Below are 22,852 nucleotides of genomic sequence, written 5' to 3'. Positions count from 1 at the left end.
ACATGTGGAACCCTTCCCTGCCCCTGGTCAGCATCGAGGACGCGCCACCGCGCCTGGGCGCGGGCAACCCCGAGCTGCAGGCGATGGTCACCGAGGCCGCCTCCGGTGGCACGCCGCTGATGCTGATGCACGTGGACATCGACCATTTCGCGTCGGTCAACGAGAACATGAGTGCCGAAGTCGGCGACCAGGCGCTGGTATTGGTGGCCCAGCGCCTGCAGCACCACCTGAGGGGCTGCGGCAAGCTGTGGCGGCATGGCAGCGACGAGTTCCTGATCGCGGTGCCGCGCAGCGCCGGCGTACCGCTGCCTGAAGACCTGGCCGAGGAAATCCGCCAGCAGCTGGAGCTGCCGTTGTCGGTGCTGCCGTACACGCTGTTCATGACCGGCAAGCTGGGCGTCAGCCTGTGCCCGGAACATGCCACCGGCACCTCGCGCCTGCTGGACCACGCCGAAGACGCCCTGCACCAGGCCGCCCGCGAAGGCGGCAATGCGGTGCGCATCCATGCGGTGGACACGCCCTCCAGTGCGCACAGCGAAAGCATCATCGCGCGCCAGATCGTGGACGCCATCCCCAATGGCGAATTGAAGCTGCGCTACCAGCCGCTGGTAAGTGCGCGCGACGGCCACGTGGTGGGCATGGAGGCCCTGCTGCGCTGGCAGTCGCCCACGCTGGGCATGCTGGTGCCGGAGCGCTTCATGCGCACCGCCGAACGGCTGGGCATCATCGTGCAGATCGGCACGTGGGTGCTGGAAGGCGCGCTCAAGCAGGCCAAGCTGTGGCGCGACCAAGGCTTCGATGATTTCACCATCGCCGTCAACGTCTCCACCCTGCAGCTGCTGCGTCCGAATTTCTTCGCCGAGGTGATGTCGGTGATGCAGGCCGCTGGCGTGCCGGCGCAGATGCTGACCCTGGAGATCAACGAAAGCGCGCTGACCAACAACGTCAATTTCGTGCACGAAACCCTGGTCAACCTGCGCAACGAAGGGATCAGCCTGAGCCTGGACAACTTCGGCACCGGCGACTCCAGCCTGAGCGCGCTGGTGCGCTACCCGGTGGACAAGCTGAAGATCGACCGCAGCTTCATCAAGAGCGCGCCGGCCGGCAACCGAGAGGCCGCGATCGCGCGCGCCATCATCGCCATGGGCCACCAGCTGGGCATGACGGTGATTGCCAACGGGGTGGAATCGCAAGCACAGCTGGGCTTCCTGCGCCGCAACGACTGCGACGTGTTCCAGGGCTACCTGTTCGGCGAGCCGATGTCGGCCGATGCGGCCGGCATGACCCTGCGCCGCCGCTACCTGCGCCCGGAAGCGTTCGCCGAGACCCGCCCCGACCGCACGCTGCTGTTGCTGGACGACGAGGAGAACGTGCTGCGCTCGCTGGTGCGGCTGTTCCGTCGCGATGGCTACCGCATCCTGGCGGCGGGCAACGTGCGCGATGCGTTCGACCTGCTGGCGATCAACGACGTGCAGGTGATCCTGTCCGACCAGCGCATGAGCGACATGAGCGGCACCGAGTTCCTGGGCCGGGTGAAAATGCTGTACCCGGACACGATCCGGCTGGTGCTGTCGGGCTACACCGACTTGAACACAGTGACCGACGCGATCAACCGCGGCGCGATCTACCGGTTCCTGACCAAGCCGTGGAACGACGACGAGCTGCGCAAGCACATCCACCAGGCGTTCCGTACGCACGAGGAGCAGCGGCGGGCCAACACGGCGCCGCCGGTCGCGCTGCCGGCGGCGGACGACGACTGAGGGCGCCAAGCATCGCGCCGGACGACGACCGAGGACGCCCCTCATCGAGGTAGAGCCGACCGTTGGTCGGCTGCTTCAGGACGCCCCCGCGCGATGCAGCCGACCAACGGTCGGCTCTACCCCCGGTGGGGTGCGGCGGTAGCCGACCAACGGTCGGCTCTACCCCCGGTGGGGTGCGTCGGTAGCCGACCAACGGTCGGCTCGTGCGTCGGCAGCCGGGCAGAGCCCGGCTCTACGCGGCGGGGTGGGTCAGCGCGGCTGCTTGATCGGCAGGACCAGGCGGAACCTGGAGCCGACGCCGGGGGTGCTGTCCAGGTCGATGCGGCCGTGGTGCTTGTTGACGATGCTGTAGGAGATCGACAGGCCCAGTCCGGTACCGCTGCCGACCGGCTTGGTGGTGAAGAACGGGTCGAAGATGCGCTGGCGCAGGTCTGGCGAGATGCCGCCGCCGGTGTCTTCGAATTCCACCCACACATGGTCGCCGTCCACCCCGGTGCGCACGGTGATCGTGCCGCGATCGGCGATCGCATGGCCGGCGTTGAGCAGCAGGTTCATGTATACCTGGTTGAGCTCGGACGGCAGGCATTCCACCAGCGGCAACTGGCCGAATTCGCGCTGCAGGGTCACCTTGTACTTGAGCTCGTTCCAGATGATGTTGATGGTGGACTCGAGCCCGGCGTGCAGGTCGACCAGTTTCCAGGATTCATCGCGGCCGGAATACGAGAAATCCTTCAGGTCGCGCACGATCCGGGTCACCCGCTCGATGCCCTCGCGCGACTCGGCCATCAGCTGCGGCAGGTCGCGGCTGATGAAGTCGATATCGAAACGGGTGCGGATGTCGTCGATTTCCGGGATCAGCGCCTTCGGGTCCGGCGCACGCAGGGCGCGCTCGTAGGCTTCGATCACGGTGAACAGGCTGCGCAGGTATTCCTGCAGGCTGCCCAGGTTGGAGTGCACGTAACCGATCGGGTTGTTGATCTCGTGCGCCACGCCGGCCGCCAGCTGGCCGATGGAGGCCATCTTCTCCGACTGCAGCAGCTTTTCCTGGGTGCCATTGAGGCGCAGGTAGGCCTGGCGCAGTTCGGCGTGGCGCTGCTGCAGTTCGCGTTCGTAGTCTTCCTGGCCTTCGATGCGGCGGAACAGTGCCAGATAGTGGCGCTGACCCGCATCTTCGTGCTGGTAAACGTGGGCGATGACCATGCGCTCGCCCACCGGCAGGCTGCCGTTCCAGTGGCCGTGCTGGCGGGCATGCTCCAGCGCGTCCGGGGGCAGCAGCTGGCGCAGCCATTGCGCGGCGCCCAGGCCGGCGGCGTCTTCGGCATGGCCGAGCATTTCGCTGACCGCGGCATTGGCCAGCGCCACGCTGCCATCCTCGCGGAACAACAGCATGCCTTCGTTGACCCGCTCGAACAGGGCAAGCAGGACCGGCTGCGGCGGCAGCGGTGCGGTGACAAGGTTGGAAGAAGCGGTCACGGTCACATCGGGCAGTCTAAACAGGCGCCCAATATACGCGTTGACCCGCGTGACGGCAGCCCGTGCACGCACAGCGGCCCGTGTGGGGGCCGGATCAGGCGACGGCCAGCGGCCGCCGCGTATGCAGGATGTTGGCCTGGCCCTTGGCGTCGTATGCCGAGGAGGCTTCGCTGCGGCCCAGCTGGCGCAACGCCCAGTTGACCTCGCGGCGGCGGCGCGAGAGCAATACGCCGTTGGCGCGGTTGCGCTCGGCCAGTTCCTGCAGGCGTTCGCCCTGCCCGACCGGCAGCGTGGTCTCCAGCGCACGCAGCGCGTCGAGCTTGGCCCCGGTGGCGCGGATCAACGCCTGCACGTCATGCTCCACCAATGCCTGGCGTTCGACGTCCAAGGCATCGCTGAGGCGCTGCAATGGCTCGCTCATCGCCAGGTTCATCCCTGCAGCTGCTGGTCCAGCTCGAGCATGCGCGAGGCAATGGCATCGGGGTTGATCTTGTAAGTGCCGTTCTGCAGCGACTCGCGCACGGCCTGCACGCGGCCGGCATCGATGGCCGGGGCGGTGCTCAGTTCGCGCTGCATGGCCTGCAGGCTGGTGGCCTCGCCGGTCAGGCGCAGGCTGTCGGCAGCCTCGACCGGACGGGTCGGGGCATCGGTGCTGGCTGCCGGCTTGCTGCCAAGCGCGACGCTGCGCAGATGGGCGGTGGCCTGCAGGTTGCCGTCGATTTTCTGGCTCATGAAGTTGTCCTGGGAATGCGGTTCACAAGGGATAACGGCATGGGGACCGCCATCTTTAGGGGGTTCTGCGGTTTTTTTGACGAATTCCGCCGCAGGTTCAGCATTGTGCTCAGCGCGTCACAAAAACGTCGCCATTGGTGGCCACCGTACCCTGCACGACCTTGCGTGAGGACAGATTCTCCACCGAAACACGTTCATTTTCACCGGCATCGGCCAGCGCCTTCCCGGCCACGCGGACTTCCACCCCGCCAAAGCGCGAGACCAGCGCCACGCTGTCGCCCCGGCGCACCAGGCGCTGGGCGACCAGGTCGTTGGCGGCGAGCAGGCTGCCGGCACTCAAGGTACGCCGGGCCACCCGCCCGACCGCGGCGGCCGGATCGGCCAGCGCCGCACCGGCAATCCGGGCCACGTCACGCTGGGCAGTGGTGATATCGGCCAAGGCGATGGTTTCTCCAGCCCCGATACCGCGGTTGAGGATGAGCACGGTCTGGTTGCGGCGGATCTTGACCGGCACGAACAGCCGCCAGCCGCCCGCATCGGGGCAACTGACCTCTACAGTGCTGGTGCCGGTGGGCTGGGCGCGCAGGCCCTGCCCGCAGACGGGCAGGCGCAACGCCGAATCGAGGGTGGTGTCGCCTTCACTACCGGCCGGAAGGGTCGACAGCGCGGCGGCGCGGATGCTGTCCACCGGCTGCCAGGCACCGGCGGCGGACGCAGGCGCGCCGGCAACGGCAAGCAGGGCAAGGATGATCCAACGCATGGCGGCTCCAGGGGCAAGGCACATGCGCAGCGTCCTGCAAGCGGCGTGCCGGACGCGGTTTTGCCGAACCCTCAAGTCGACCGCGCTGGCGCCGATACCCCTTCCATGTCACATGACCTGCTCAACCGCATCGACCAGCGTACGCGCCTGGCCGGCCACAATCGTCTGGCCCTGCTGCTGTTCCGGCTCGGCGGACGCCAGCTTTTTGGCGTGAATGTGTTCAAGGTGCAGGAAGTCCTGCGCCGTCCGGACCTGTTCCAGGTACCCGGGCTGCCCAGCCAGTTCGCCGGCGTGGCCGATGTACGCGGCCGCTCGGTACCGGTGCTGGACCTGGGCCTGGCCATCGGCCACCCCGAACGGGAACCGGACGCGGACAAGGCCCCGGGCTACCTGGTGGTGACCGAGTTCAACCGGTCGATCCAGGGCTTCCTGGTCAGCGGGGTGGAACGGATCGTCAACATCGCGGTGGAAGACATCCACCCGCCGCCGGAACTGGGCGCCGAGTCGAGCTATCTGACCGCGGTCACGCGGTTCCAGGGCGAGCTGATCCAGGTGATCGACGTGGAAAGCGTGCTGGCCGACATCGCCCAGGTGCGTGGCGAAGCGGTGCTGGACCCGTCGCTGGCGCAGTCGCTGCCCTCCCACGGCCCGCAGTTGCAGGTGCTGGTGGTGGACGATTCGCGGGTGGCGCGCCAGCAGATCCGCAGCGTGCTGGACCAGCTGGGGGTAGGCGCGACGCTGCTCTCCGATGGCAAGCAGGCGCTGGACCACCTGATCCAGATCCACGCCTCGGGCGAGAACCCGGCCGAGCGCTACGCGATGGTGATCTCGGACATCGAGATGCCGGCGATGGATGGCTACACGCTGACGACGGAAATCCGTCGCCACCCCGGCCTGGCCGGGCTGTATGTGCTGCTGCACACCTCGCTGTCGGGCGTATTCAACAACGCAATGGTCGAGCGGGTCGGCGCCAACGCGTTCGTGGCCAAGTATTCCCCGCACGAACTGGCCGATTTCGTGCTGGATCGTTTGCGCAAGGTGGCGATGGCGGCTTGATCGCGGGGCGGTTGCACCCGAAAAGCGGCGGCCACGTTTCCGTGGGCAGGCCGGGGCGGATGGGGTTGCGGGACACGCCGTGAACCCATCCCTGGGGGCTCGTGAGCGCCATCCATGGCGCCCAACGGTCCCGCAACCCCATCCGCCCCGGCCTGCTTACGGTGGGTCGGCGCCCGCTTGTCTATTGGGGCTGAGGTGAAGCAGCCGAGCAACGCTCGGCTCTACCTCGGCGCCGCTGCATTCCCTTCGCCGGCACAACGCGGCATCGATTCATCATCACGCCCAGCCCCTGCTGGGCTTTTTTGTGGGCGTCAGGGTCCCGCAGCCGGGCAGAGCCCGGCTCTACGTCGCCTGCGTCGCAGGCGTTGCCGGCCAGCGGCCGGCACAACCCCTCCTCCCGAAGCCGGCTGTGGCATTTCCGTCCGACGATGCAGACCTGTCCGGGCGAGAGGCGGTAGACCCTGCCGGGACCGTTGGGCGCCATGGATGGCGCCCACGAGCCTCCAGGGATGGATTTACGGCGTGTCCCGGCAGGGTCTACCGCCTCTCGCCGCGCGCGGGAATGACTAGCGCCGCCTCCGTCACCGCCCACCCACTGGCACAGCCCTTGCACCGCTCCCCCCATCGTCCCGTGGGAGCGCGCCATGCCCAATCTGATTTCCGACTATCTGGGGGTCCATGCCCAGGCCATGCCGTTGCGCGAGCAGCGGATGAAGCTCATCGCCAGCAACCTGAGCAATGCCGACACCCCCGGGTACAAGGCGCAGGACCTCGACTTCGATGCCGCCCTGCGCAATGCCCAGGGCCTGGACAGCAACGGCCTCATGAAAACCACCAACGAACAGCATTACGCCATCGGCGGCGGCCTCAACCCCTTCCAGATTGCCAAGGAAGGCGTTCAGCCCAGCATCGACGGCAACACCGTCGACCCCGACGCCGAACGGGCCGCCTACGGCCGCGCCGCGCTCGAATACCGCGCCTCGCTCAGCTTCGTCGAATCCAAGGTGCGCTCCATGCTCACCGCCATCACAGGCCAATAAGCCATGAGCAACCTCCCCATTTTCGACATCGCCGGCTCTGCCCTCCAGGCCCAGTCCGTGCGCATGAGCACCATCGCCTCCAACCTCTCCAACGCCGACACCGTGACCGGCTCGGCCGAGACCGTCTACAAGCCGCTCGAACCCATCTTCCAGTCGGTCACCAGCCGCACCGACCCCAACATCACCACCGTCCAGGTCAAGGAAATCAGCCAGAGCGACGCCGCGCCGATCAAGCGCTACGAGCCCGGCCACCCCCTCGCCGATGGCGATGGCTACATCTACCAGCCCGACGTCGACCCGGTCGCGCAGATGGTCAATCTCATCTCCACCTCGCGCAATTACCAGGCCGGCGTGGAAATGCTGACCACCGCCAAGGAACTGGCGCTGGCCACCTTGACCATGGGTCGCTGACCCTTCATTCCACAGGACATACCGTCATGAGCAGCACCAGCGGCGTCGGCCAGGGCAGCGATATCTATTCCGCGCTCGGCCTCAACGCACCCAACAGCGACACCAGCAAGAAGAAAAGCACCCTGGACCAGGCCGACTTCCTGCGCCTGATGACCGAGCAGCTGCAGCACCAGGACCCGCTCAAGCCGATGGACAACACCCAGATGGTCGCGCAGATGGCGCAGCTGTCGCAGGTGCAGGGCATCACCGACCTCAACACCACCGTGAAGGGCTTCCAGGACCAGATGTCCGGCGACCAGATCCTGCGCGGTGCGGCGCTGGTGGGCCACGACGTGCTGATTCCCTCGACCAAGTGGTCGCTGGAAACCGAAGGCGCCACCAACGGCATGGTCGCCGCGCCCGGCGCCGGCTTCGTCAACGTGGACATCACCGATGCCAACGGGGTCAAGGTCAACACGATCAGCGTGGAAGCCAAGGCCGCCGGCGAAGTCACCTTCGAATGGGACGGCAAGGACGCCAACGGCAACCGCATGCCGGCCGGCAGCTACACCCTCGCCGCCACCTTCACCGACAGCGCCGGCGCCAAGACCAAGGCCAACACCTACGTCGAAGCCCCGGTGGAGAGCGTCACCGTCGGCTCCGATGGGCTGTACCTCAACCTCAAGGGCCTGGGCACGGCCCCGATCGACTACGTGCTCCGCATCAGCTGAGCCGCCCCACCCCGCATACCAGGAGCAATCCCATGGGCTTCAATGTCTCGTTGTCCGGCATCAACGCTGCCAATGCCGATCTGAACGTCACCGCGAACAACATCGCCAACGTCAACACCACCGGCTTCAAGCAGTCGCGCGCCGAGTTCGCCGACCTGTTCTCGGCCACCAGCTACGGCCTGTCCAAGAATGCCATCGGCCAGGGCGTGCGCCTGACCAACGTGGCCCAGCAGTTCTCGCAGGGCAACAACGAACAGACCGGGCGCAGCCTGGACATGGCCATTTCCGGTGAGGGCTTCTTCACCATGTCCATGAACGGCGCCCGCGTGTACTCGCGCGCCGGCAACTTCCAGACCGACCAGGCCGGGTACGTGACCAACCCGCAGGGTGCGCGCCTGCAGGTGTTCGCGCCGAACGCCGATGGCACCAACTTCGATGCCGGCCGCCTGGTCGACCTGCAGCTGCTCACCACCGACAGCCCGCCCAAGCAGACCAGCAAGGTCAACGTCAGCTTCACCCTGCCGGCCGACGCCAAGGTACCCACGGTCAACCCGTTCAGCCCGACCGACTCCAACAGCTACAGCCAGTCCACCGGCGGCATCACCGTGTACGACTCGCTGGGCGTCAGCCACACCCAGACCTCGTACTTCGTCAAGACCGCCAATCCCAACGAATGGCAGGTCTACAACTACGTCGACGGCCAGGCTGCCGGTGCCGCCACCACGCTGACCTTCAACAACGCCGGCGCCTTGACGTCCCCGGCCAACGGCCAGATCACCCTGACCCCCTTTACTCCGAGCACCGGTGCCGGCCAGCTGGCGCTGACCCTGGACATCTCCGGGTCCACCCAGTACGGCGAGAAGTTCGCGCTGCGCAACACTCAGCAGGATGGCTACGCGGCCGGCAAGCTCAACGAGATCACCGTGTCCGAAGACGGCGTGGTCTACGCGCGTTATTCCAACGGCGATGACAAGGCGCTAGGCCAGGTGGCACTGACCACCTTCAACAACACCCAGGGCCTGGAAGCCAAGGGCAACAACCTGTGGGTGGAAACCTTCAGCTCGGGCACCCCGCGCACCGGCGCGCCGGACAGCTCCAACCTGGGCAAGGTCCAGGCCGGTTCGCTGGAAGCCTCCACGGTCGACCTGACCGAGCAGCTGGTCAACATGATCACGGCCCAGCGCAACTTCCAGGCCAATTCGCAGATGGTTTCGACCATGGACCAGATCACCCAGACCATCATCAACATCCGTTGATGAGCCACTGATCGCATCACGGGAACAAGACGATGGACAAGGCGCTCTACGTAGCGATGACCGGTGCGCGTGCGTCGCTGCAGGCACAGGGCACGCTCTCGCACAACCTGGCCAACACCGATACCCCTGGCTTCAAGGAAGCCCTCGCCAATACCGAGGCCTTCCCGATCAAGGGCACCGGCTATGCCTCGCGCGTGGACGCCCTGCACGTCGACGCCGGCTTCAACCGGCGCATGGGCGCGCAGCAGATCACCGGCAACCCGCTGGACCTGTCGCTGCAGTCGGGCAACTGGCTGGCGGTGCAGGCGCCGGCCGGGGGCGGTGAAGCCTACACCCGGGGTGCCGCGCTCTCGATCACGCCCAATGGCCAGCTGGTGACCGCCGGCGGCCATCCGGTGCTGGACGAGAACGGCGCGCCGATCGCCATCCCGCCACACCAGGCGATGGACATCGGCAACGACGGCACGATCTCGATCATTCCGCTCGGCGAAGGCCCGCAGACCATGGCCAACATCGGCCGGATCCGCGTGGTCGCCGCCGCCGACGAACGCCTGGAACGCGGCCTGGACGGCCTGATGCGCAACACCGATCCGCAGCAGCCGTTCGTGCAGGCCCAGGGCAAATCCCTGGAAAGCGGCCAGCTGGAAGGCAGCAACGTCGATGCCGCCGGCGCACTGGTGCAGATGATCCAGCTGCAGCGCCAGTACGAAATGCAGGTGAAGGTGATCAAGCACGGCGACGACAACGCCCGCAGCGCCAACAGCCTGCTGCGCCTGGGCGGCTGATCGCCCCGGTGACGGCTTTCCGGCGCGGTTCTGGCACGCGCCATGCATTCGCTTCCTGTAACGGCCGCCCCATGCGGCCACCCGCAACAGACAAAGGAACATCGCCATGAACCAGGCATTGTGGATCGCCAAGACCGGACTGGATGCGCAGCAGACGCGCATGTCGGTGGTTTCCAACAACCTCGCCAACACCAACACCACCGGCTTCAAGCAGGACCGTGCCAGTTTCGAAGACCTGCTGTACCAGCAGGTGCGTCAGCCCGGAGGCGCATCCTCGGCGCAGACCCAGCTGCCCACCGGCCTGCAGCTGGGCACCGGCGTGCGCGTGGTAGCCACCTCGAAGAACTTCGAGCAGGGCAGCCAGCAGCAGACCGGTCGCGCGCTGGACGTGATGGTCAACGGCCGCGGCTTCTTCGAAGTGCAGATGCCCGACGGTTCCTCGGCCTATACCCGTGACGGCTCGTTCCAGCGCAACCAGCAGGGCGAACTGGTCACCAACAGCGGCTACCCGGTGCAGCCGGGCATCCAGATTCCCGAAGGCGCGCAGTCGCTCACCATCGGCACCGACGGCACCATCAGCGTGAAGATGGCCGACGACGCAGCCTCGGTGGAGATCGGCGCGCTGACCCTGACCGACTTCGTCAACCCGGCCGGCCTGCAGGCACGCGGTGAAAACCTGTTCCTGGAAACCACCGCCTCGGGCCCCGCACAGAACGGCAACCCCGGCCTGAACGGCCTGGGCGGCGTGGTGCAGGGTGCGCTGGAAGGCAGCAACGTCAACGTGGTCGAAGAGCTGGTGTCGATGATCGAAACCCAGCGCGCCTACGAAATGAACGCCAAGGCGATCTCCACCACCGACGCGATGCTCGGTTACCTCAACCAGAACGTCTGATCGGCCGAACCGGAAGCACTGCCATGTCGCCCCTGCGCCCTACCCTTCGCCTGCTGCTTGCCAGCTCCGTGGTCGCCCTGCTCGGCGGCTGCGTCATCGCCGGCGATGTCCGGCCCTATCCCGCGATGGCGCCGATCACCCCGATCGTGGCGCCGACCGCGCAGGCCACCGCCGGTGCGATCTACGCCGCCGGCCCCGGCCTGCAGCTGTACTCGGACCGCCGCGCGCGTGATGTCGGCGACCTGCTGACCATCACCCTGACCGAAAGCACCACCGCGCAGACCACCGCCAACACCACCACGGCCAAGGAATCGGAGTTGAGCATCGGCACCCCGACCCTGTTCGGCGCACCGGTGACCCTGGGCGGCAAGGACATCCTGGCCGCCAGCGCGGCCGGTTCGCGCGACTTCACCGGCAAGGGCACCAGCGCGCAGAGCAACCGCCTGCAGGGCAGCGTGACCGTCACGGTGGTGCAGCGCCTGCCCAACGGCAACCTGGTGGTCCAGGGTGCCAAGAACCTGCGCCTGAACCAGGGCAACGAGCTGGTGCAGGTGCAGGGCATCGTGCGCGCCGCGGACATCTTCCCCGACAACACCATTCCGTCCAGCCGCGTTGCCGATGCCCGCATCGTCTACGGCGGCCGCGGCCCGGTTGCCCAGTCCAATGCAATGGGCTGGCTGAGCCGCTTCTTCAACTCGGCGTTGACGCCGTTCTGAGCCTGACATGACCTTTTCCTTTTCCCTGTTCGGGCAGCGACGTATGACGTCGCTCTACGCGGCACAGCAGCGACGCGCGGCGACGCTCTACCCGATGCGCGCGGTGCTGGCGCTGCTGGCCGTGTTCGCGGTGGTTGCCCCGGCGTCTGCCGAACGCATCAAGGACCTGGCCCAGGTGGGCGGCGTGCGCACCAATGCGCTGGTGGGCTATGGCCTGGTGGTCGGCCTGGACGGCAGCGGCGACCGCACCAGCCAGGCACCCTTCACCGTGCAGAGCCTGAAGAACCTGCTGGGCGAGCTGGGCGTGAACGTGCCGGCCAACGTCAACCCGCAGCTGAAAAACGTGGCCGCCGTGGCCATCCATGCCGAGCTGCCGCCGTTCGCCAAGCCGGGCCAGCCGATCGACATCACCGTGTCGTCGATCGGCAACGCGGTGTCGCTGCGCGGCGGCTCGCTGCTGATGGCGCCGCTGCGCGGTGCCGACGGCCAGGTCTACGCGATCGCCCAAGGCAACCTGGTGGTCGGCGGCTTCGGCGCGCAGGGCAAGGACGGGTCGCGGGTGTCGGTGAACGTGCCCAGCGTGGGCCGCATCCCCAACGGTGCCACTGTCGAGCGCGCGCTGCCGGACGTGTTCAACGGCGGCGGCGACATCACCCTGAACCTGCACAAGAACGACTTCACCACGGTGTCGCGCATGGTCGCCGCACTCAACAACGCCTTCGGCGATGGCGCCGCGCGCGCGATCGACGGCGTGACGGTGTCGGTGCAGTCGCCCAGCGACCCGGGCGCACGCATCGGCCTGCTGGCGCGCATCGAGAACCTGGAACTCACCCCCGGCAGTGCGCCGGCCAAGGTGGTGGTCAACGCGCGTACCGGCACGGTGGTGATCGGCGCGCAGGTGCGGGTGGGCGCGGCGGCCATTTCGCATGGCTCGCTGACTGTGACCATCAACGAAAACACCAACGTCAGCCAGCCCAACGCGTTCGGCAATGGCCAGACCGTGGCCACGCCGCAGTCCACCATCACCGCCACCAACGATGGCAGCCGCATGTTCAAGTTCACTGGCGGGACCACGCTGGATGAGATCGTGCACGCGGTCAACGCGGTGGGCGCGGCCCCCGGCGACCTGATCGCCATCCTGGAAGCCCTCAAGCAGGCCGGCGCGCTGAGCGCCGAACTCGAGGTGATCTGACATGCGCATCACTCCCGCACTGGAACTCAATCCGACCCAGGCCAACAGCCCGGCCAAGGTCGACAAGGTGGCGCGCCAGCTGGAAGGCCAGTTCGCGCAGATGCTGGTCAAGAGCATGCGCGATGCCAGCTTCGGCGATTCGCTGTTCCCCGCCGAAAACACCATGTTCCGCGAGATGTACGACAAGAAGATCGCCGAGGCAATGACCCGGGGCCGCGGCCTGGGACTGTCGGCGATGATCACCCGCCAGCTGGGCGGCGCCGAGGCCGACGCGGCCAAACCGACCGACACCGCGCTGAACCCGGCGGCCGCGCTGCGTGCCTACCGGCTCAACGCGCCCGCCGCCACGCCGATGGCGCTGCCCGCCGGCACCGCCCCGGCCAGCGCGCCAAGCGAAGTGGACCTGCTGCAGCAGCTGCGTGGCGCCGATCCGTCGGCGGTGCTGCAGCCAATGGAGCGCGCCCTGGACCTGATCGCCGGCCGCGAAAGCAGCCAGATGCACGAGGCGATCGGTCGGAGCGATCCGTATGCCACGCCGCCGGGCGTGAGCGAGCCCACCCAGGAAAACTGGGCGGCGCTGGCCAACGACCGCTGGAGCGGCGTCACCGACACCGCGCGTGGCCCCGGCGCGGTCGACACGCTGGCGGCCAACACCGCCGCCGCCAAGCTCGGCCCGCACACCCCGGAAGGCTTCGTGGCCAGCATCTGGGGCCATGCCCAGCAGGCCGCGCGCGAACTGGGCGTGGACGCCAAGGCGCTGGTCGCCCAGGCCGCGCTGGAAACCGGCTGGGGCCGCAAGCTGGTGCAGCGCAACGGCGGCGGCAGCTCGCACAACCTGTTCGGGATCAAGGCCACCGGCTGGAGCGGCGAGCGCGCCAGCAGCGGCACGCATGAATATGTGGACGGCGTGCGCCGCAACGAAACCGCCAGCTTCCGCGCCTACACCTCGGTCGGCGACAGCTTTGCCGACTACGTGAAACTGCTCAAGAACAGCCCGCGTTACCAGAACGCGCTGCAGGCTGGCGGCGACGTCCGCGGCTTTGCCCAGGGCCTTCAGAAGGCCGGCTACGCCACCGATCCCAGTTACGCGGCCAAGATCGCCGCGATTGCCGGCGGCCCGACCATCGAGCGCGCCATCGCCGCCGTGGGCGATGCCAGCCAGCAGCTGGGCCGCACCTTTGCCAGCACCGCCAGCCCGACCGGGCTGGGTGTCATCCGTCGTTGAGGTAACCCATGTCCAGCGTACTTTCCACCGGCACCAGCGCCCTGCTCGCCTTCCAGCGGGCGTTGGCGACCACCAGCCATAACGTCGCCAACATCAACACGCCCGGCTACAGCCGGCAGAAGGTCGACTTCGCCACCGCCAACCCGCAGAACTTCGGGTATGGCGACGTGGGCAATGGCACGCGCATCAGCGACATCCGCCGCGTAGCCGACCAGCTGGCGATCTCGCGGCTGCTCGATGGCAGCGGCGAACTGGCGCGGCTGAAGCAGCTGTCCAGCATGGCCGACCGCGTCGATGCGATGTTCTCCGATACCGCCACCAACGTATCCGGGGTCTGGTCCAGCTTCTTCGACACCGTCAGCGGCCTGTCCTCCAACGCCTCCGGCACCGCCGACCGCCAGAACATGCTGGACGGGGGCAAGACCCTGGCCAACCGCTTCCAGCAGCTCAACGGACAGCTCAACACACTCAACGGCGAGGTCAACAACGGCCTGATCGCCGGCGCCAGCGAGATCAACCGGCTGGCCAAGGAAATCGCGCAGCTCAATGGCGCCATCGGCGGCAACGCGGCCAATGCCGCGCCGGACCTGCTGGACCGTCGCGACCAACTGATCGCCAACCTGGTCGGCTACACCGGCGGCAACGCGGTGATGCAGGACGGCGGCATCATGAACGTCTACACGGCCGGCGGCCAGGCGCTGGTGGTGGGCACCACCGCGTCCAAGGTCACCACCGTATCGGACCCGTACATGCCCGAGCGCCTGCAGCTGGCGCTGGAAAGTGCCGGCCAGAAGCTCACCCTGGAATCGAAGACGCTCGGCGGCCAGATCGGCGGGCTGCTGGAGTTCCGCGACACCGTGCTGACCCCCACCCAGGCCGAACTGGGCAAGCTGGCGATCGGCATGGCCAGCAGCTTCAACGACGTGCACCGCCAGGGCGCGGACCTGTACGGCAACCTGGGCGGCGACTTCTTCAACATCGGCGCGCCGCGCATCACCGGCCATGCCGGCAATGCTGGTACCGCCAGCATGACCGCCAGCTTCGGCGACCTGTCCAAGCTGGACGGGCAGAACGTGGTGCTGAAGTTCGACGGCACCCAGTGGCAGGCCAGCCGCGCTGACACTGGCGTGGCGATCGCCATGACCGGCACCGGCACCGCCACCGACCCGCTGGTGCTCAATGGCGTGGAGCTGGTGATGACCGGCACCCCGGCGCTGAACGACCGCATGCTGCTGCAGCCCACCGCCGGCGTGGCCGGCACGATGTCGGTGGCCATCACCGACACCTCGCGCATTGCCGCTGCCGCCCCGATCAAAGGCACCGCCGCCCTGTCCAACAGCGGCACGGGCAAGCTGACCGGGGTCAAGGTGACCGACCACGGCAATGCCGGCCTGCGCAACCCGGCCGCGATCGTGTTCACCAGCGGCACCCAGTACACGCTGGATGGCGCCGGCCCGTTCACCTACACCGCCGGCCAGACCATCAGCGCCAACGGCTGGAGCTTCGTGCTCGACGGCGCGCCCAAGACCGGTGACACCTTCACCATCGGGCCGACCCCGGCCGGCTCGTCGGACAACAGCAACGCGTTGCTGCTGGCGAAGGTGGAACAGGCCAAGGCATTCAACGATGGCACCGTTACCCTGAGCGGCGCCCTCGGCGGGCTGACCACGCAGGTGGGCGCCGCCGCACGCTCGGCCGACTACTCCCTGCAGGCCCAGCAGGTCATCACCGACCAGGCGCAGTCCGCGCGCGATTCCATATCGGGGGTCAACCTGGATGAGGAGGCCGCCGACATGCTGCGGCTGCAACAGGCCTACCAGGCCGCCTCGCAGCTGATCTCCACCGCCGACACCATGTTCCAGACCATCCTCGGAGCCGTAGGCCGATGAACAACCGTATTTCCACCGGCATGATGTTCAGCCAGTCGGTCTCGTTGATGATGGCCAAGCAGGCCAAGATGAGCCACCTGGAACAGCAGATCGCCACCGGTCGCCGCCTGGTGACCGCCAAGGACGACCCGGTCGCCTCCGGCGCCGCCGTGGGCCTGGACCGCACGCTGGCCTCGCTGGACCGCATGCAGCTCAACGCCGGCAACGTGCAGAACCGGCTGGGCCTGCAGGAAAACGCACTGGCCCAGGTCGGTGACATGATGGGCCGCATCACCGAACTGACCATCTACGCCAATAATCCGGCGCTGGCTGCGGCCGACAAGCAGTCGATGGTCACCGAAATCGAGGCGATCCGCAGCAACCTGCTGGCGCTGGCCAACAGCACCGACGGCACCGGTCGCTACCTGTTCGGCGGCACCGCCGACGGCAGCCCGCCCTTCAGCCAGGTCGACGGCAAGGTGGTCTACAACGGCGACCAGAACCAGCGCCAGGTGGAAGTGGGCCCGGACACCTACGTGCTCGACGCCCTGCCCGGCAGCGAGATCTTCCTGCGCATCGGCACCGGCGATGGCCACGTGGATGGTGCGGCCGCCACCGGCAACACCGGCACCGGCGTGCTGACCAACGTCACCCGCGACGGCAGCAACAGCTGGGACGGAAAGGCCTTCAGCGTGCGCTTCACCGCCGCCGACCAGTACGAACTGCTCGACGACACCGGCACCGTGGTGTCCACCGGCACCATGAAGGCCGGCGACGACCTGGTCCTCAATGGCGTGCGCCTGCACGTGGACGGCAAGCCGGCCGCCGGCGACACCTTCAACGTGAGCCCCGCCACCAGCCGCGACATCTTCAGCACCCTGGACAGCCTGATCGGCTCGCTGAAAATGGACACCGGCAGCGCCAGCCAGTCCGCCGCCCAGCAGAACCTGCTGCAAAGTGGCCTGCGCGACGTCGCCCGCGCCTCCGAACGCATGATCGACTCCCGCGCCGCAGGCGGGGCCCAGCTCAAGGCGCTGGACAATGTCGCGGACATGCGCGAATCCAACACCGTCACCCTCAAGGGCACGCTCTCGCAGATGCGCGACCTGGACTACGCCGACGCCATCAGCCAGTACCAGCTGGAAAGCACTGCACTGCAGGCTGCACAGACCCTGTTCTCGCAGATGCAGCAGATGTCGTTGTTCAACACGCTGCGCTGACAGCGCGTTACGAAATGCCATGAAGGCCTGAAGGCCGCGATGCGAACAGCATCGCGGCCTTTTTTTGTTGTGCGTCTTCGAATGCGCCCGCGCCGCAGCCGATGCCCTGCTCTACCGCCCCTTGCTTGCGCGCCGACCTACTCAGGAAGGCCCGGCCCGGCCCGAGTGGGTTGGCGGGACCGTTGGGCGCCATGGATGGCGCCCACGAGCCCCCAGGGGTGAAGACGCATTGCTCGCGAGGCACTGCCTCGCATGCGACTGAACGCACAGCCGCCAGCGGCTGGGCCGGACCGCGGAGCGAGGTTTACGGCGTGTCCCGCCGGCCCACCCGGGCCGGGCCTCCCTGGACGTGGCCGATGCGGCGCTTGGCTTTGGCTGTGGCTGTGGATGCAAGCCGGGCAGAGCCCGGCTCTACGTCGAGCTGTGGATGCAAGCCGGGCAGAGCCCGGCTCTACGGCGCGAGCCCGGCCGCGCCCGGCGATACGCGTGAAAACCCCTTCAATTTCCGCCTCCCGCGCCGTTAACCCTTCTATCGGGGTGCACAGCCAAGGCCCCGGACGGCAGCACCGGCAACCCCAGCGAAATTTCCGCCTAAAGGTTGTTGACAAAGCGCCGTTATTGATTTGGCAACAGCGAAGCACACAGCCAAACAAAAAAAAACGGCGGCGCTTCGTTCCATTCACCACCGGGATTCCAATAAGGGAGACGACCCATGGCACAGGTAATCAACACCAATACGATGTCGCTCAACGCTCAGCGCAACCTGAGCACCAGCGGCAGCTCGCTCGCTACCACCATCCAGCGCCTCTCGTCTGGTCTGCGCATCAACAGCGCGAAAGACGACGCCGCCGGCCTGGCCATCAGCGAGCGCTTCGGCACCCAGATCCGCGGCACCGACGTCGCCATCCGCAATGCCAACGACGGCATCTCGCTGGCCCAGGTCGCCGAAGGCTCCCTGAGCGAAATCGGCAACAACCTGCAGCGCGTCCGCGAACTGGCCGTCCAGGCCTCCAACGCCACCAACTCCGCCAGCGACCGCAAGGCCCTCCAGGCCGAAGTCACCCAGCTGGTCAGCGAAATCGACCGCGTGGCCAAGCAGTCCGACTTCAACGGCACCAAACTGCTCGACGGCAGCTTCACCAGCCAGCTGTTCCAGGTCGGCGCCAACGCCGGCCAGGCCATCGCCATCAACAACGTGGTCGACGCCAAGGCCAGCTCGCTGGGCAACGCCAAGTTCGCCGCCCCCGTGGACAGCACCGCCGACGTCGCCACCATCACCGACCTGACCGGCGTCACCATCAACGGCGCCGCCATCGGCACCATCACCGGCAAGACCACCGCCGAGTTTGCCGCCTCCGCCGCTGCCCAGATCAACAGCAAGATCGGCGAAGCCGGTGTCTATGCCGAAGTGGTCACCACCGCCGGCACCCCCGACACCCACCGCCTGAAGCTCACCTCGGTCCAGGCCGACCGCGACCTGGTCATCGACGGCGCCGCCCAGCTCGGCCTGGCCGATTCCACCGCCGCCGCGCCCAGCTCGGTTGCCGCCACCGCCACCTCCAGCTTCGTGCAGGACCTGGATGTCTCGTCCTACATCGGTGCACAGAAGGCGCTGGAAATTGTCGACAAGGCACTGGAATCGGTAAACAGCGTCCGCGCCGACCTCGGCGCGATCCAGAACCGCTTCACTTCCGTTGTCGCAAACCTGCAGACCTCCTCGGAAAACCTGTCCGCCTCGCGCAGCCGCATCCGCGATACCGACTTCGCCAAGGAAACCGCAGAGCTGACCCGCACCCAGATCCTGCAGCAGGCCGGTACGGCCATGCTGGCCCAGGCCAACCAGGTGCCGCAGAACGTGCTCAGCCTGTTGCAGCGCTGACATGAGCCGCTCCTGAAGCACGTCATGAGCGTCTAACCCAAATCACGTGCAACCGCTCAAGGACCTCTTCCCATGGCACAAGTCATCAATACCAACACGATGTCGTTGAATGCTCAGCGTAACCTGAGCACCAGCGGCAGCTCCCTGGCCACCACCATCCAGCGTCTGTCGTCCGGTTCGCGCATCAACAGCGCCAAGGACGACGCGGCTGGCCTGGCGATCTCCGAGCGCTTCGGCACCCAGATCCGCGGCACCGACGTGGCCATCCGCAATGCCAACGACGGCATCTCGCTGGCCCAGGTCGCCGAAGGCTCGCTGACCGAAATCGGCAACAACCTGCAGCGCGTCCGTGAACTGGCCGTGCAGGCCTCCAACGCCACCAACTCGGCCAGCGACCGCAAGGCCCTGCAGGCCGAAGTGACCCAGCTGGTCAGCGAAATCGACCGCGTCGCCAAGCAGTCCGACTTCAACGGCACCAAGCTGCTGGACGGCTCGTTCTCCAGCCAGCTGTTCCAGGTCGGTGCCAACGCCGGCCAGGCGATCGCCATCGACAAGGTGGTGGACGCCAAGGCCAACGCCCTGGGCGGTGCCAAGTTCGACAGCAACTCGCTGGCCCTGGCCAACCCGGCCGCCAATGCCGATTTCAAGATCACCGGCATGAAGATCAACGGCGTGGACATCGCCGATGTCGAGGTCAAGCAGGGTGCCGACCTGGCCGCTACCGGCAAGGCCTCCCGCGAAGCGGTGGTCAGCGCGATCAACGCCAAGATCGGTGAAACCGGCGTCTTCGCCGAGGTCAACGCCGCAGGCGATGCTGTCACTCTGACCTCGGTCAAGGACAGCGTCAACACCGACGGCACCTTCAAGGCGATCACGGCCACTCCGGGCACCTGGACCGGCGGCGCCGCCGCACCGACCTTCACCGCCACGGCCGCCGCCGCCGCACCGGCCAACAAGTTCGCCAGCGACCTGGATGTCAGCACCGTCAAGGGTGCACAGCAGGCGCTGGAAATCGTCGACAAGGCGCTGGGCTCGATCAACAGCACCCGTGCCGACCTCGGCGCCGTGCAGAACCGCTTCACCTCGGTCGTGGCCAACCTGCAGACCTCCACGGAGAACCTGTCGGCCTCGCGTAGCCGCATCCGCGATACCGACTTCGCCAAGGAAACCGCAGAGCTGACCCGCACCCAGATCCTGCAGCAGGCCGGTACGGCCATGCTGGCCCAGGCCAACCAGGTGCCGCAGAACGTGCTCAGCCTGCTGCGCTGATCCCCGCCTGCAGTGCCGGCGCCGGCGTGACCGGCGCCGGCATCGACACCGACGTCCAACGCTCCACCCACGCCTGAAGGAACTTCCATGGCACAAGTCATCAACACCAACACGATGTCGTTGAATGCTCAGCGTAACCTGAGCACCAGCGGCAGCTCGCTGGCCACCACCATCCAGCGCCTGTCGTCGGGTTCGCGCATCAACAGCGCCAAGGACGACGCGGCTGGCCTGGCCATCTCCGAGCGTTTCGGCACCCAGATCCGCGGCACCGACGTGGCCATCCGCAATGCCAACGACGGCATCTCGCTGGCCCAGGTTGCAGAAGGTTCGCTGACCGAAATCGGCAACAACCTGCAGCGCGTCCGCGAACTGGCCGTGCAGTCCTCCAACGCCACCAACTCGGCCAGTGACCGCAAGGCCCTGCAGGCCGAAGTCACCCAGCTGGTCAGCGAAATCGACCGCGTCGCCAAGCAGTCCGACTTCAACGGCACCAAGCTGCTGGACGGCTCGTTCTCCAGCCAGCTGTTCCAGGTCGGCGCCAACGCCGGCCAGGCGATCGCCATCGACAAGATCGTCGATGCCACGACCGCCAAGCTGGGTACGTCGACCTTCGCTACCGGCAAGGTGGCTGATGCGACGGCCGCCCTGACCGCCGATGCCACCCTGACCGGCACCATCAAGGTCGGTTCGGCCACCGTCACGCTGGACAAGATCGAACTGAAGAGCGGCGCGACCGTGGCCGACCAGAACAAGGCTGCCGTCACCGCCATCAACTCCAAGCTCGGCGAAACCGGCGTGCTGGCAGAGCTGGATGACACGGGCAAGATCGTGGTCACCCAGGTCAAGGACGGCGTGGCCATGGCCGACGGCGACATCACCCTGACCGGCGCGGCTGGCTTTGCGCAGACGGCCGATGCCGCTGTGACCACCGCCAATGTCGCCAACCTGGACGTGTCCACGGTGACCGGTGCGCAGAAGGCACTGTCGCTGGTCGACAACGCCCTGAGCTCGATCAACAACACCCGCGCCGACCTGGGCGCCGTGCAGAACCGCTTCACCTCGGTCGTTGCCAACCTGCAGACCTCCACGGAGAACCTGTCGGCCTCGCGTAGCCGCATCCGCGATACCGATTTCGCCAAGGAAACCGCAGAGCTGACCCGCACCCAGATCCTGCAGCAGGCCGGTACGGCCATGCTGGCCCAGGCCAACCAGGTGCCGCAGAACGTGCTCAGCCTGCTGCGCTGATCCCGCGTGATTCGAAGGCGCCGGGCAACCGGCGCCGCTTCCACCGCACCACGCTCCACGTACGCCCGAAGGAAACACCATGGCACAAGTCATCAACACCAATACGATGTCGTTGAATGCTCAGCGTAACCTGAGCACCAGCGGCAGCTCCCTGGCCACCACCATCCAGCGTCTGTCGTCCGGTTCGCGCATCAACAGCGCCAAGGACGATGCCGCCGGCCTGGCCATCTCCGAGCGCTTCGGCACTCAGATCCGCGGCACCGACGTGGCCATCCGCAATGCCAACGACGGCATTTCGCTGGCCCAGGTCGCCGAAGGTTCGCTGACCGAAATCGGCAACAACCTGCAGCGCGTCCGCGAACTGTCGGTGCAGGCCTCCAACGCCACCAACTCGGCCAGTGACCGCAAGGCCCTGCAGGCCGAAGTGACCCAGCTGGTCAGCGAAATCGACCGCGTGGCCAAGCAGTCCGACTTCAACGGCACCAAGCTGCTGGACGGCTCGTTCTCCAGCCAGCTGTTCCAGGTGGGCGCCAACGCCGGCCAGGCCATTGCCATCGACAAGGTGGTGGACGCCAAGACCAATGCACTGGGTGGCGCGCAGTTCGCCACCGGCACCATCGCTGCCTCGACCACCGCCGCCGATGACACCGACACCGCCGTTGCGGCGTTCACCATCACCGACAGCAAGGGCACCGTGGTCAAGTTCGACGCGATGACGGTCAAGAGCGTCGGCGATGAGGCGGCCAACCAGGCCGCTACCGGCAAGGCCATTGCAACGGCCATCAATGCCAAGATCGGCGAAGCCGGTGTGTATGCCGAAGCTGACGCCGCCGGTGCGGTGACGCTGAGCTCGGTGAAGGACAGTGTCAACAGCAGCGGCGCATTCACCGCGTTCACCACCACCGCCGCGGACTACACCGCGGGTGCCGCGCCGACCAAGGTGTATGCCGACAAGATCGACATCTCCACGGTCAAGGGTGCACAGCAGGCGCTGGAAGTTGTCGACAAGGCCCTGAGCTCGATCAACAACACCCGCGCCGACCTCGGTGCCATCCAGAACCGCTTCACCTCGGTTGTGGCCAACCTGCAGACCTCCACGGAGAACCTCTCGGCATCGCGTAGCCGCATCCGCGATACCGACTTCGCCAAGGAAACCGCAGAGCTGACCCGCACCCAGATCCTGCAGCAGGCCGGTACGGCCATGCTGGCCCAGGCCAACCAGGTGCCGCAGAACGTGCTCAGCCTGCTGCGCTGATCCACGCGTCCACGCCGCCGGCAACCGCCGGCGGCGCGGGCAAACCCCGAAACATCCGTTCAAACGTCACGCAGGAACGGGCCATGGCCATGGGCCGGACTCTCTCTC

General features: G+C 67.1%; 21 protein-coding genes. 17 read left to right on the top strand and 4 right to left on the bottom strand.

The genetic code is table 11. The annotated features are described in order from the left end of the window. Window positions 1-2 precede the first annotated feature (2 nt). A complete protein-coding gene (locus GQ674_RS08600; RefSeq protein ID WP_159496709.1) occupies window positions 3-1,760 on the top strand; it encodes an EAL domain-containing protein in 1,758 nt (585 codons plus the stop codon). A gap of 249 nt (window positions 1,761-2,009) precedes the next feature. Here GQ674_RS08600 and GQ674_RS08595 read toward each other — a convergent pair whose 3' ends face one another. The 4 genes from GQ674_RS08595 to flgA form a co-directional block, all read right to left on the bottom strand. After that, the gene (locus tag GQ674_RS08595) at window positions 2,010-3,233 is read right to left on the bottom strand and encodes an ATP-binding protein (RefSeq protein ID WP_159496708.1); all 1,224 of its coding nucleotides are present in this window, start codon (window positions 3,231-3,233) and stop codon (window positions 2,010-2,012) included. A 94-nt stretch (window positions 3,234-3,327) separates the two neighbouring features. Beyond that, the gene (locus GQ674_RS08590; RefSeq protein ID WP_159496707.1) at window positions 3,328-3,666 is read right to left on the bottom strand and encodes a flagellar protein FlgN; all 339 of its coding nucleotides are present in this window, start codon (window positions 3,664-3,666) and stop codon (window positions 3,328-3,330) included. Then, window positions 3,663-3,965 (bottom strand): flagellar biosynthesis anti-sigma factor FlgM, encoded by a 303-nt coding sequence (flgM, locus tag GQ674_RS08585; RefSeq protein ID WP_128096651.1) that lies wholly within the window; start codon window positions 3,963-3,965, stop codon window positions 3,663-3,665. The genes GQ674_RS08590 and flgM overlap by 4 nt, the downstream gene beginning before the upstream one ends. Window positions 3,966-4,074: 109 nt before the next feature. After that, on the bottom strand, window positions 4,075-4,725 hold the full coding sequence (gene flgA / locus GQ674_RS08580) for a flagellar basal body P-ring formation chaperone FlgA (protein ID WP_128096652.1): 651 nt from the start codon (window positions 4,723-4,725) through the stop codon (window positions 4,075-4,077). A 105-nt stretch (window positions 4,726-4,830) separates the two neighbouring features. Between flgA and GQ674_RS08575 the strand changes: the two genes are divergently transcribed. The 16 genes from GQ674_RS08575 (at window position 4,831) to GQ674_RS08500 (ending at window position 22,744) form a co-directional block, all read left to right on the top strand. Then, window positions 4,831-5,781, top strand: a complete 951-nt coding sequence (locus GQ674_RS08575; RefSeq protein WP_159496706.1) for a chemotaxis protein — start codon at window positions 4,831-4,833, stop codon at window positions 5,779-5,781. A gap of 644 nt (window positions 5,782-6,425) precedes the next feature. Then, complete coding sequence (flgB, locus tag GQ674_RS08570; protein ID WP_038688427.1) at window positions 6,426-6,821, top strand: flagellar basal body rod protein FlgB; 396 nt, start codon at window positions 6,426-6,428, stop codon at window positions 6,819-6,821. Window positions 6,822-6,824: 3 nt separating this feature from the next. Next, window positions 6,825-7,232, top strand: a complete 408-nt coding sequence (gene flgC / locus GQ674_RS08565) for a flagellar basal body rod protein FlgC (protein WP_038688429.1) — start codon at window positions 6,825-6,827, stop codon at window positions 7,230-7,232. A 26-nt stretch (window positions 7,233-7,258) separates the two neighbouring features. Then, entirely contained in the window at window positions 7,259-7,942 is a 684-nt protein-coding gene (locus GQ674_RS08560) for a flagellar hook capping FlgD N-terminal domain-containing protein (protein WP_128097573.1), read from the top strand. Between the two features lie 32 nt (window positions 7,943-7,974). Next, complete coding sequence (gene flgE / locus GQ674_RS08555) at window positions 7,975-9,198, top strand: flagellar hook protein FlgE (protein WP_128097572.1); 1,224 nt, start codon at window positions 7,975-7,977, stop codon at window positions 9,196-9,198. A gap of 32 nt (window positions 9,199-9,230) precedes the next feature. After that, window positions 9,231-9,983: a flagellar basal body rod protein FlgF gene (locus GQ674_RS08550; RefSeq protein ID WP_137189434.1), complete on the top strand. Its 753-nt coding sequence runs from the start codon at window positions 9,231-9,233 to the stop codon at window positions 9,981-9,983. Between the two features lie 106 nt (window positions 9,984-10,089). Continuing rightward, window positions 10,090-10,875, top strand: coding sequence for a flagellar basal-body rod protein FlgG (flgG, locus tag GQ674_RS08545; RefSeq protein ID WP_038688435.1), 786 nt, complete (start codon window positions 10,090-10,092; stop codon window positions 10,873-10,875). Between the two features lie 23 nt (window positions 10,876-10,898). Continuing rightward, on the top strand, window positions 10,899-11,591 hold the full coding sequence (gene flgH, locus GQ674_RS08540; RefSeq protein WP_159496705.1) for a flagellar basal body L-ring protein FlgH: 693 nt from the start codon (window positions 10,899-10,901) through the stop codon (window positions 11,589-11,591). Window positions 11,592-11,598: 7 nt separating this feature from the next. After that, on the top strand, window positions 11,599-12,783 hold the full coding sequence (locus tag GQ674_RS08535; protein WP_159496704.1) for a flagellar basal body P-ring protein FlgI: 1,185 nt from the start codon (window positions 11,599-11,601) through the stop codon (window positions 12,781-12,783). A 1-nt stretch (window position 12,784) separates the two neighbouring features. Then, entirely contained in the window at window positions 12,785-14,008 is a 1,224-nt protein-coding gene (flgJ, locus tag GQ674_RS08530; protein WP_159496703.1) for a flagellar assembly peptidoglycan hydrolase FlgJ, read from the top strand. Between the two features lie 8 nt (window positions 14,009-14,016). Then, window positions 14,017-15,897, top strand: a complete 1,881-nt coding sequence (flgK, locus tag GQ674_RS08525; RefSeq protein WP_159496702.1) for a flagellar hook-associated protein FlgK — start codon at window positions 14,017-14,019, stop codon at window positions 15,895-15,897. Beyond that, window positions 15,894-17,096: a flagellar hook-associated protein FlgL gene (gene flgL, locus GQ674_RS08520; RefSeq protein WP_159496701.1), complete on the top strand. Its 1,203-nt coding sequence runs from the start codon at window positions 15,894-15,896 to the stop codon at window positions 17,094-17,096. Before flgK ends, flgL begins: the two co-directional genes overlap by 4 nt. A gap of 712 nt (window positions 17,097-17,808) precedes the next feature. Further along, window positions 17,809-18,975, top strand: coding sequence for a flagellin (locus tag GQ674_RS08515; protein WP_159496700.1), 1,167 nt, complete (start codon window positions 17,809-17,811; stop codon window positions 18,973-18,975). Between the two features lie 72 nt (window positions 18,976-19,047). Next, the gene (locus GQ674_RS08510; RefSeq protein ID WP_159496699.1) at window positions 19,048-20,244 is read left to right on the top strand and encodes a flagellin; all 1,197 of its coding nucleotides are present in this window, start codon (window positions 19,048-19,050) and stop codon (window positions 20,242-20,244) included. 87 nt (window positions 20,245-20,331) lie between these two features. Continuing rightward, window positions 20,332-21,489, top strand: a complete 1,158-nt coding sequence (locus GQ674_RS08505) for a flagellin (RefSeq protein ID WP_159496698.1) — start codon at window positions 20,332-20,334, stop codon at window positions 21,487-21,489. Between the two features lie 79 nt (window positions 21,490-21,568). After that, a complete protein-coding gene (locus tag GQ674_RS08500; protein WP_159496697.1) occupies window positions 21,569-22,744 on the top strand; it encodes a flagellin in 1,176 nt (391 codons plus the stop codon). The last annotated feature ends 108 nt before the right edge of the window (window positions 22,745-22,852 follow it).

The sequence above is a fragment of the Stenotrophomonas sp. 364 genome, from assembly GCF_009832905.1.
Lineage (GTDB): Bacteria > Pseudomonadota > Gammaproteobacteria > Xanthomonadales > Xanthomonadaceae > Stenotrophomonas > Stenotrophomonas maltophilia_AP.
This window is presented reverse-complemented; position numbering and strand designations above follow the sequence as displayed.